The organism is Paraprevotella sp., from assembly GCF_986071375.1.
Map to the genome: position 1 here is coordinate 74,838 of NZ_CFQRNQ010000008.1, position 11,312 is coordinate 86,149.

At 48.5% G+C, this 11,312-nt stretch carries 9 protein-coding genes; 4 read left to right on the top strand and 5 right to left on the bottom strand.

What is annotated here, in order from left to right:
• Window positions 1-6 precede the first annotated feature (6 nt).
• The 3 genes from AC5RDV_RS05915 (at window position 7) to AC5RDV_RS05925 (ending at window position 6,791) form a co-directional block, all read left to right on the top strand.
• Complete coding sequence (locus AC5RDV_RS05915; RefSeq protein ID WP_282748548.1) at window positions 7-1,905, top strand: hypothetical protein; 1,899 nt, start codon at window positions 7-9, stop codon at window positions 1,903-1,905.
• Window positions 1,902-4,673, top strand: a complete 2,772-nt coding sequence (locus AC5RDV_RS05920) for a hypothetical protein (RefSeq protein ID WP_282748547.1) — start codon at window positions 1,902-1,904, stop codon at window positions 4,671-4,673. The genes AC5RDV_RS05915 and AC5RDV_RS05920 overlap by 4 nt, the downstream gene beginning before the upstream one ends.
• Before the next feature lie 117 nt (window positions 4,674-4,790).
• Complete coding sequence (locus AC5RDV_RS05925) at window positions 4,791-6,791, top strand: hypothetical protein (RefSeq protein ID WP_282748546.1); 2,001 nt, start codon at window positions 4,791-4,793, stop codon at window positions 6,789-6,791.
• Between the two features lie 144 nt (window positions 6,792-6,935).
• Here the strand turns inward: AC5RDV_RS05925 and AC5RDV_RS05930 are convergent, their stop codons facing one another.
• Both AC5RDV_RS05930 and AC5RDV_RS05935 read right to left on the bottom strand, forming a co-directional pair.
• Window positions 6,936-7,319: a VOC family protein gene (locus AC5RDV_RS05930; protein ID WP_282748545.1), complete on the bottom strand. Its 384-nt coding sequence runs from the start codon at window positions 7,317-7,319 to the stop codon at window positions 6,936-6,938.
• Complete coding sequence (locus tag AC5RDV_RS05935) at window positions 7,316-8,410, bottom strand: HpaII family restriction endonuclease (protein ID WP_282748544.1); 1,095 nt, start codon at window positions 8,408-8,410, stop codon at window positions 7,316-7,318. The genes AC5RDV_RS05930 and AC5RDV_RS05935 overlap by 4 nt, the downstream gene beginning before the upstream one ends.
• Window positions 8,411-8,488: 78 nt before the next feature.
• On the opposite strand from AC5RDV_RS05935, the gene AC5RDV_RS05940 reads away from it, so the two are divergent.
• Complete coding sequence (locus AC5RDV_RS05940; protein ID WP_008625927.1) at window positions 8,489-9,712, top strand: L-serine ammonia-lyase; 1,224 nt, start codon at window positions 8,489-8,491, stop codon at window positions 9,710-9,712.
• Here AC5RDV_RS05940 and AC5RDV_RS05945 read toward each other — a convergent pair.
• The 3 genes from AC5RDV_RS05945 to AC5RDV_RS05955 are packed head-to-tail and all read right to left on the bottom strand — an operon-like array spanning window position 9,709 to window position 11,298.
• Window positions 9,709-10,179 (bottom strand): low molecular weight protein-tyrosine-phosphatase, encoded by a 471-nt coding sequence (locus AC5RDV_RS05945; protein WP_282748543.1) that lies wholly within the window; start codon window positions 10,177-10,179, stop codon window positions 9,709-9,711. The genes AC5RDV_RS05940 and AC5RDV_RS05945 overlap by 4 nt on opposite strands.
• Window positions 10,180-10,213: 34 nt before the next feature.
• Window positions 10,214-10,702, bottom strand: coding sequence for a hypothetical protein (locus AC5RDV_RS05950; RefSeq protein ID WP_008625930.1), 489 nt, complete (start codon window positions 10,700-10,702; stop codon window positions 10,214-10,216).
• Between the two features lie 14 nt (window positions 10,703-10,716).
• Window positions 10,717-11,298 (bottom strand): Maf-like protein, encoded by a 582-nt coding sequence (locus AC5RDV_RS05955; RefSeq protein ID WP_282748582.1) that lies wholly within the window; start codon window positions 11,296-11,298, stop codon window positions 10,717-10,719.
• Window positions 11,299-11,312 lie beyond the last annotated feature (14 nt).

Here is an 11,312-nt window from a genome sequence, read left to right on the forward strand (position 1 = left end):
GAAAAAGTGTACCTGCATTTTGACCAGACCGCTTATTTCCTCAAAGAAACGATATGGTTCAACGCTTACATACTGGACGAAAGCAACCGTCCTACAGACATCAGCCGAGTACTCTACGTAGAACTCGTTTCACCGGAAGGAGGCATCGTGGACACATTTAAAGGAAAAATAGAGAATGGAACCTGTCACGGGCAATTCGCATTGGATAGCGCCTACCTTTCCGGGTACTTTGAAATACGAGCCTATACTCGCCATATGATGAATTTCGGAGAAGACAATTATTTCTCACGGGTCTTCCCTATTTATGACATAGCCACAGACGGGAACTATCATATCCGTAGCATGCTTGACCGCTTACGCCCCGACTTGTCCAAAGACAACAATCTGACGTTCAGGGAAAGAAAGGAAAAGGCAAGAAAGCCCTCAAAGGACACATTGCCTTTGTCCGTACAAAAAGCTGTCAATTCCGTCATACGGCACTATAACTATTTCACCCCCGACACCATTGCATGCGAAAGCATACCAAAAGACTTACGACCGGGAGAAAAAGTGGAACTTGTATTCCGGGCTACACCCTATAGCCAATTTTCCCTTTCCGTTTGTGCGGAAGAAAGTTTTATCCACACGCACAATAAAGGTGACATTTACCAAACCTTGTTCAAAGACTACAGTTGGGTAGAAAGAAGTTATCAAGCCTTACAAAACTTCAACCCACAAAAAGACATCCGTTATGCACCGGAAAAAGGAATCACCGTGGACGGAGACTTTATCTTAAACAAAAGAAGAAAGATCCGTTTCTTGCCACAAGCAACCATTAGTTTGTCCATACGTACGGACAGCCTGCACTTCGGAGGAAACACGAAAACGGATTCATGTGGGTATTGGGCTTTCACCATGGATGATTTCTACGGGAAACGAACAGGGAGTTTGAATGCAATCAGGGCAGACTTCTTTTGGAACGAATCAAGAATAAGAATGCACAAATGGTTCTCGCCTCCCCCTCGGCAATACCAGGACAACGAATACCATCATATACAGGATTACACTATAAAAACAAACTCTTTGACCGGCACGGCAGAAGTTGGCATCAAACAGTTAAAGGAAGTGAAGGTTACAGCCCAACAGCATAAACGGACTTGGAAAGGAACCACACGTTCATTAGTGCACTATTCCTACGCTGAAGAACAAGAATACGCCTTAGACCAAACTGGATCCATCAATTTTGACGGTTCTTATCCGACATGGAAAGTCGTTTCCAGCCTCCTATCACGATATTACTACCCCGAACGGTATACACGACTCCTGATAACCAATCACTACCACGGAGATTATGGCATTCCTGAAGGACACATTCACGATGGCAATTTAAAACAAACCGACAATATCAAAGAAATCGTTGTGAGAACAGACCGTGCCACATGCTTACAATATGACTATTCCCGTGTGCCTTTCCAACATCATATCGAAAAAAATCCCACCGGAACAATTACCATCGCCCACAAATACAAAAGTCTCGGGATTCCCTCTGAAGACAATCCATACTCCATTAGGGCCGGATTGTTAAACTACTTGGTATGCCTCATTCCATACTCTTCCGAGGAACAGATTGCCAAAAAATTACAACCCACAATCAGACTTAGCCCTACTTCACGCGCCACTATCATTAAAGGGTTCTCACGACCAAAAGAACTCCACCAACCAAAATACAACTGTTCACTTAAAGAATTGGATGCTGATTTCAGACGCACCTTATACTGGAATCCAAGCGTAAAAACGGATGCCCAAGGTATTGCCCGTATCACATTCTACAACAACAATAACTGCCGTTCACTCCATATTTCCGCTGAAGGCATAGGAGCTGACGGAAATCCTATCATCTATTATAATAAGGAGAAACAAAAATGAAAAAACTGACCCTTTTAGGCATATTGCTGTATTACACCACAGACATTTGGACACAGACATACCAAACAGATCCCCTCGCCGCCCGCGTGGAACGCTTCGCCACCGGCCTGCCACAGGAAAAAGTGTACCTCCATATCGACAACACCTGTTACTTCGTGGGAGATACCGTCTGGTATAAAGCATACGTCACAAGGAGCGACAAGGGGTGGCTCACCGACCTGAGCAAAATCATGTACGTGGAACTCCTCACGCCGGACGGATATCTCGTGGAACGGCAACAGCTAAAGATGGAGGACGGAACGGCGCACGGCGCGTTCACCCTGACAGACTCGCTCTATGCCGGATACTATGAGCTGAGGGCTTACACCCGGTGGATGCTCAACTTCGGACGATACGAGCACCCCCATTCAAAATACACCGAGGACATGTTCTACAACGAACAGATGGCCAGGGACTTCTTCCGGGACTATGACAAACTGTATTCCCGCGTGTTCCCCGTGTTCGACAAGCCCAAGGAAGACGGACATTATACCAAGGACATGACCCTGAGACCCATGCGAAGATACTACAAGGCACGGAAAGAGAGACCTGAAATAGACCTGCGATTCTATCCCGAAGGAGGACACCTGATTGCAGGGACAAACGGGAGGGTAGCCTTTGAAATCAACGACGAGGAAGGAAAGCATCTGGAAGCCGAACTCTCCATCATGGATTCCCGTGGAAAGGAAATCACCCGGACACGGACATTGAACCGAGGGCGGGGCGTGTTCACCCTAACAGACATGAAACCGAACGAAGAATACAAAGCCAGACTGCATTACCAAGGTTACGACTATGAAGTGAAGTTACCGAAAGTGGAAAAGGAAGGATACGCCTTGCATGTGGAAAGGAAAGACAGCGTACTGAGGATGATTATACAAGGGGCCACCGAAAACAAGGAGGAATTGGGGATTCAGATACAATGCAATGGCGTAAGCAAGGCCGTCAGGAAACTGTCACCCCGTAACAATGGGAAAGATACGGTGGACGTATATTGGGCATCGCTCCCCACGGGTGTGAACCAAATCACGCTCTTTAACGCAGAAGGACGGATTTATGCCGACCGCCTCTTTTTCGTCAACCACCACGACTATGACCAACCGCTCATCACCGTAGAGGGAATAAAGCAGGAATATGCCCCGTTCGAGCCTATCGAACTGCGAATGAAACTGCGCCAGCACCATGACGCAGACGTTTCCCTCGCCGTACGAGACCATGCCACGGACGAAACGACTTACGACAACGGCACGATGCTCACCGAAATGCTGTTGGCCAGCGAAATTAAAGGGTTCGTGGAAAATCCCGGATGGTATTTCGAGACTGACGACAGCCTGCACCGGCAAGCACTCGACCTGCTCATGATGGTACAGGGATGGAGAAGGCATGATTGGAAAATGATGGCCGGAGCGGAAAAAACGCAGTTCGAGTTCCTGCCGGAGAAGATTCAGACACTCAGCGGAAGCGTGCACCAAACCTATTCGCTCTTGGAGGAAACGAACTACTACGACTCTGTGTACATAGCCATTTTTGACACCACGGCATCCATCTATACCACGGCACCCGACTACCATAAGATTGCAGCCATGGGAATCAAGTACATACCTTATACCCTCGCCAAAGTCCTGAACCTGCAAGACCTCTATGGTCCGCTCATTAAAAAGATGAAAAAGGAGGTGAACGTGTCCGCCTCGTTCATACAAGACCGCGACATCGTGGATGTATCCCAAACCACACAAAACGGAAAGTTCTACATGCCTTCGGCTGTCGTCAACGACAACTACGTCTTATTCCTAAGCGCTTCGGACAGTACAAAAAGCGAGAAATATAAAAGAAGAATAAAAAGGAAAGGATTCATGGACGAACAAGCCTACCCGGAGTTCTACGTCAAACTCGACCCATTCTTTCCTGTGTTTCCCAAACCATACAGTTACTATCAGGATGCTGCTTTCGAGGAAAAATTTACCTTGCAGGATTCCGCAAGCCGGGAAAGCTTCACCGAACGGAAACTGAATACTGTCACCGTAAGGAGCAAACGGGGAGGATTGAGAAGATTAGACCACAGCAAGCCGGCCTTGGTCGTGGATGCTTACGAAGCCTTCAACCTTGCAGCCGACTACGGGCTGAACTGCGGCATGCACGACTGGAGGACATTCTCGAGGCAAGTGGCCACGGCATTTTTCGGAGACATGGGCATGGACAGGCATTTCTATCTGCAAGAACAATACGATGGAAAGATATTAGATTTTATGCCTGAACAAAAGAGGGAGTCCGAAGCGGGCATGTCCATGTCCAACGCACAAATGAAAAAGTACCACCGCCTCCGCCATCTGGACAAGCTGTACATCTATACCGATTACGTCCCACGAGAACAAGGAAGCTGGAAATACAGCCAGGCCAACCAACCGGAGGTGGTCATAGACTACCGGCTTCTGCCCAACGACGGGGTACGACCCACCTACCGGGACAGACGGTATGCCGCAAAAGGATACTCCGTCTGTACGGAGTTCTACAGTCCCGATTACAGCAAGAAGCCGATGCTCGATACCAAAGACTACCGACGCACGCTTTACTGGACACCCAAGGTGAAATTCAACAATAAGGGAGAAGCCGTCATCCGACTATATAATAATAGTAAAAAGACGGTGATAGCCGTGGAGGCCGAAGGCATTACAACCGACGGAAAACCCGTTGTGTGGAAATCGGAAACAGATAATACATACTCACGTTGATTTGTCCCATCATTTGGAAAAAAATGTCCCATACACTTCCAAAATAAGTCCATACCTTTGCAGCGGAAACATGAAAGAGTCAGTGAATAACAGATATTTAAAAATATGAAGAAAGTCATGATTAGAAAGAAAACGGTAAGCATCATGTGGATGATGTTTGTATTCATACTCACAGGGCAAACCATCTGTGCAAAGCCCAAAAACATAACGGTTCACCCATACGCACCGTTTCTCATTCCAGAAACAGGCCCTGGCGGGGAAGCTTATCCTTCGCATGTAAGAAACGATGTAGTATCTGCACGCTTTAATGTAAAAGTGGCAGATATCAAAGTTGCTGCAATCCGCTATGACAATACTGGTTTTGGCAATCAAGGACACAACATGGATGTCGCCCGTTTCGCCTCAAACAGCCAGACTCCCGAAATCGAAGTCAATGTGAAAGGAGACAATGAAATCAACAGCGTAACCATCCACCCCGTACGCTTCTACCCGCAAGAAAAGCTGAAAATCAGCCCTGACAAAAGGAGTGTCACATTCGAAATGGCCAAAGAACTACCCTACGCCATAGTCATCATCAACGGTAATGACCCACAGGACGCTTCTACTTCCAATCCGCAACTTACGTTGATAAACGATCCTTTGGAAGACTTGACCGAACACCCTTTGCCGACAGCTCCCAACGTTCTTGATTTTAAGAAGTTCGCAGAGAACTATTTAAAGGAAAACCCTATTACGGAGACATCCGGACAAGTATGCCGGCCTGCGGGAAGCATCACGGACGCTAGCCTGAATGACGGGAGAATGTTCACGTGGAATTACGAAAAGGGGGTGTTCGTCCCCTATACAGACCGGATTGTCGCGTTTCCGAATATGAGAAAAAGAAGCCGGAATGACGTTTCGGATGCCCTGCAAGCGGCATTGGAAGTAATCAAGAACACACCGGAACTCAACACGCTATACATTCCGGCCGGAACTTACCTATGGTCAGGACTGCGCATCATCAACTGGAACGGCGACCGTAAAAACGGAGGAAAGCCCCTTTTCGTTTACACTGATGAAAACGCGCTTATGATCAACCGTTTGAAAGAGTGCCGGGAAGCCAATGAGCCTGCCATTTACATCGCCAATTCCTCTTACGTGACCATTTCCGGCCGCGGCATGCACGACGGGCAAGGCTGCTTTACTTTCGCCATGGACAGGAAGGACGCACGGAACACTCCCCACCAAGGAGGTGCAGTCATAAAGAAATCAAGCCATATCACATTTAATGATACATATATACGTGACAGCCAACAATGGAATTGGGAAACACATGATGCCACGGACATCGAGCTGAACAACATCAAAGGATTGTCGCCTTATAACCACGGGTGGATAGACGGACTCAACCTGTCAAGCGGAAAGAACATCACGGTCAACGGTTCCATTACATTGGGAAATGACGATACATTCGCAACCGGCCATTATAACCCTTCTAACGAATTTCCAATACGTACCTATCGGGAAACCCCTTCCGTCAATCTCGTGAACACAAACGAGAATCCGGCAGAAATACGACATACGTTTGCTGCAGCAGGTGTTTACAACAAAGACCGGATGAAATGGAGCCGCGACGGCGGATCGGAAAATATCCGTGTCCACAATGCCATCGGATGGACACGTACGGCGCATTGCATACGCATCGGAGGAAACGTCCTGGTTGGCAAACCTCAGAACAATTCAAGCGAAAAAAACATAAAAGGTTATTACTTTGATAATTTCCATTCCATCGCAGGAAGAAAAGCGGGCGGAAACATCAGAATCCAATTCTACGACAAAACCGATTTGCCGGCGAAAGGCGAACTGGTAATCAAGAACTGCTCTTTCTGGACGGCTTCAAAGGCATGGGCTTTAATCCCGGCCTCTAAAGACAACCACACATCAATACGTAAAGTGGTGCTGCAGAATCTTTATTTCGCAAAACCCATAGCGGACCCCTCTGCCATCTTCTCTGACATCGAAGAACTGACGATAAAGCAACTGCATATCGGAGGACGGAAGATTGACCAGTACGATTTGTCCGGCATTCCCCAAAAATTAGAGAATGTCACTCACTTCAAAAACGATTTCAAGGACTAAAAAAGGAACAAAGCCCAATGGAAGGCATGGAAGTTAGGCGCAACTCCCACCCCAGAGTTTTTGCAAAAACCAAGGAAAGGGTATACAGATTCTCGAACTCATTGGGAATTCTGACCTTTAAAAAGGTATCCGGAGAACATCGCATCACTCCGTAATCTCTATCTGATTACCTTCCGGTCCTAACACGCAACTCTCATAAAAACCATCGCCTGTAAAACGCGGCCCACTTAACACGGCATATCCTTGAACCTGCAGAGAGGAAGTCAACCTATCCACTTGTGCCTTACTCCCTACACTGAATGCCAAATGGATATATCCAATCTGGCAAAGTTCTTTTGTCCCCTCCGTCATATCCGGACGAGACATGATTTCTAACCTGGCTCCATCCTCGAAAGAAAGGAAATAACTCTTCAAGCCTGTCCGGAGATTATGGTACATTTCATTAGAAACGGCATCGAAAAAACGCACAAAGAAATCCTTTACCGCCTCCAAATCCCTCACATACATAGCCACATGATTGATCTTCATTTCTTCACAAAACCTATCTTTAGGTTCAACTTCAAATAGTAGGCACGGTTTTCACGCTCCAAATAACCGTACTTGTCCTTTTCCGGATGCCCTTTCTCCAAACGGGTATGCGTGAACAGGAAATCGGCAAAGACCTGACGCTCCGTCTTACGATAGGCCACCATACGTCCCTCCGCATCCACCATCACGAATCCCGCCACAGCCGAATCCGTACCGTCATACTGCTTGGCCGGACGCAAGCCCAAAGCCACGGCCAAAAGGAACTCTTTCATCTTATGACGATAATACCCGTGCTTGCGGATCAATTCCTCCTTTATTTTCAGCGGGTTCCGGTCTTCTATAAGTGCCGTCAGTTCGTCCACCCGGCTTATGTTGTCCAAATGCATCAAACGCACCATCTCGGCCAACACACGGGAGAAGTTGAGGTCTATCAAGCAAAGGTTACTGCGGAACACTTTATCGGCCACGTCATTATATTTCAACACACCGCCTATGCTCTCGATGTAAAGCATACGGCGCGCCACCTCGTTCGGATTGTCCGGGTCTTCCGTATAATTGATTTTGTTGACCGCCGGTTGGGAAAAACGAATGCCTCCCTGCTCGAATTTCAGATTGGCCGTCCGCCCACCGTCCAACAAGGGCACCATGGCACAAAGACGTGAATAGATGCGGAATCCCACGGGCGGGAAACTGTCATCATGAAAAGTAATGTAGAAATCGGTACGGTCGTCTGTCCGGGCTTCCATATCATAAATCTTCAGTGCGTCGAGGAAACCTTCTACCCCTTCGGGTGCCTCCACCTCTTCGTTCCGATCCCGTTTCAGCGCATCGAGAATCATGGATGCCACTGTGCCGAAGTCTTCACGCGGAAAACGTTCGTCCATCTGTTCCCCTTCTACATGGATGTCGGTCTCTTCCATCGTATAACGACGCTCTCCGTCATGCTCCTGCCGCGTCACCCGAAAAATAGGCAACACACGGCCGGAAGGTAGCCCCTCCTCGTTACCCAAGACTACCTCCCCCTGAGCCAACAAGTTGAAAAACACATATAATTCGTTCCATTCCCTACGCGTAGCTGTCAACATATCCATTTCATTTTAAAATACAGGCAAAAGTAATAAATAATATGGGATTTTCCCCTACCTTTGCAGACAAAAACAACGCTTACAATGATAACTCTGAAAGAACTATACCGTATCGGCTACGGACCGTCGAGCAGTCATACCATGGCTCCGCGCAAAGCCGCCACCCTCTTTTTGGAACGTAACTCGAAGGCCATACGTTTCGAAGTAACCCTTTACGGCAGTCTGGCCGCTACGGGAAAAGGACACATGACGGACAAAGCGATTCTCGACGTATTGGACGAACCACGGACTACTATCACCTGGAAGCCGAAAACTTTCCTTCCCTACCATCCGAACGGTATGAAATTCCAAGGATTCGACCCAGAAGGGCACATCACGGAAGATTGGACCGTGTTCAGCATCGGTGGAGGAGCACTGGGTGAAGAGGGAAAACAAAACCTGACGTTTGAAGAAATATACCCGATGAACTCTGCCACAGAAATCCTGGCCTGGTGCATGCACACCGGAAAAAGTTATTGGGAATACGTGGAGGAATGCGAGGGAAAAGACATCTGGGATTATCTGGAAGAAGTGTGGAACACCATGCAACAGGCCGTACGGAACGGACTGGAACACGAAGGCGTGTTGCCCGGCCCATTGGGATTGAGAAGGAAGGCTACGTCTTATTATGTCCGTGCCGACGGCTACCAACATTCCATGCGTACCCGCGGACTGCTTTTCGCATACGCCCTTGCCGTGAGCGAAGAGAATGCCGGAGGCGGAAAAATAGTCACAGCCCCCACCTGCGGCTCGTGCGGAGTGCTGCCGTCTGTGTTATACCACCTCTCCGTATCTCGGCACATCAGCGACCAACGTATCCTCAAGGCTTTGGCCACGGCCGGCCTGTTTGGCAACATCGTAAAAAACAATGCTTCCATATCGGGTGCCGAAGTAGGATGTCAGGGCGAAGTGGGCGTAGCTTGTGCCATGGCGGCTGCGGCCGCAGCCCAGTTGTTCGGAGGCACACCGGCACAAATCGAATATGCAGCCGAAATGGGATTGGAACACCATTTGGGACTGACCTGCGACCCCGTTTGCGGTTTGGTGCAAATCCCCTGCATCGAGCGCAATGCCTATGCCGCCGCCCGTGCCATGGATGCCAATTCGTATGCCATGCTGACTGACGGGGCACACCAAGTGTCGTTCGACAAAGTGGTAGAAGTTATGAAAAAAACCGGCCATGACCTCCCGTCCTTATATAAAGAAACAGGAGAAGGAGGACTGGCCGAAGATTACAAACGGATGTGGGACACGTTGCATACCCGCTAACGGGCACCACGCAACGTATCCAACAAACCGGCACAGGCATCTTCCAGTATGTCGAGCACATTCTCGAATCCGCTGTCGCCTCCATAGTAAGGGTCGGGCACATGGTCTACTACTTTCAGCCGACAATAGTCCGTCATGCGCACGACTTTCTTTTCTTCTTCCAATCCGGGTGCCAAAGACTTCAACTTACTGATATTACGGTCGTCCATTCCTACAATCCAATCGAAATCAAAGAAATCATCATACCGCACCGGGCGCGAGAGATGGGTGATATGATACCCCCGGCGGGCAGCGTGTGCCCGCATACGGGCATCGGCGGGTTCCCCTTCATGATAGTCTATCAAACCGGCGGAATCCAAGAAGAACTCATGCTCCAAACCGGCATCACTCACCAACTTCCGCATGACTTCTTCGGCAGCCGGAGACCGGCAGATATTTCCGAGGCAAACGAATAAAATCCTTTCCATCGCTATCTAAAATCAAATCCTCTCCACCGGGCTGTCACCAAGAAAGAGTGTATGAGCCACGCCCCGTACCATAAAGTTGACTGGCAGCCGTAGTCGTAATACTACCGTAAAGGCCTGATTGTCCGCTATTGGAGCCACTCGGTGCCGATTGCGGAGCCGTAGCCGAATAACTATACTGGACGCTGAAATTTATTTTAGCCATCCTGCTGCGAAAATCATCCGGAAGCCGGATACCGATGTATGGGTTGGATTTATCTGCGTCATACACCACATTATAATCTTTTGTGAAAGTCGTATCCGTACATTCCACACTCCAATGGTATTCAGCCTTATACAACAAATCTCCCAGACTTTGCTGTACCGCCGTAATCGTAACCGAATCTCCCGCATTCCATACCGTAGGTTCAATGCGGAAACCGGCAAATGACGGCAAAGTACAAATATGCTTGTCTTCTTCGCAAGCTACAAAGGCCATAGCCACCGCACCCAGACACGCCAGACGCATCAAAGATTTCATTTCCATTCGTCTCTTTATCTTTATAATGTTTTTAATTCCTTATATAAACGCTGCACCGGCAGCCCCATGACATTAAAATAAGAACCGCTGAGGGAAGATACTCCCACATAGCCTATCCACTCCTGAATGCCGTATGCCCCGGCTTTATCCATCGGACGGTAGTGTGCCACATAATACGCGATTTCTTCATCCGACAACTCGTCGAAAGTCACTTCACTGACCGTCGCAAAAGTCTTTTTCTTACCAACTGTTACCAATGTCACCCCGGTAATTACCTGATGCGTACGTCCAGACAGGCGGCGCAACATGTCCTTGGCTTCGGCCTCGTCTTTCGGCTTGCCCAAAACCTTCCCGTCCGTCCAGACTATCGTGTCAGCCGTGATAATCAACTCGTCCGGCTGCATAATAGCTTCATACGCTTCCGCTTTCTTGCGGGAAATGTACTGCGGGATTTCTTCCCCCGACAACCCGTCCGGATAAGACTCGTCGATGCCTGGCAACACTCTCACTTCATAATCCACATCCAACCCCGCCAAAAGCTCTTTACGGCGCGGGGAATTGCTGGCCAAGACCAGACGGTATTTCTTCAAGTTCTCCAACATATTCTCCATTGTTT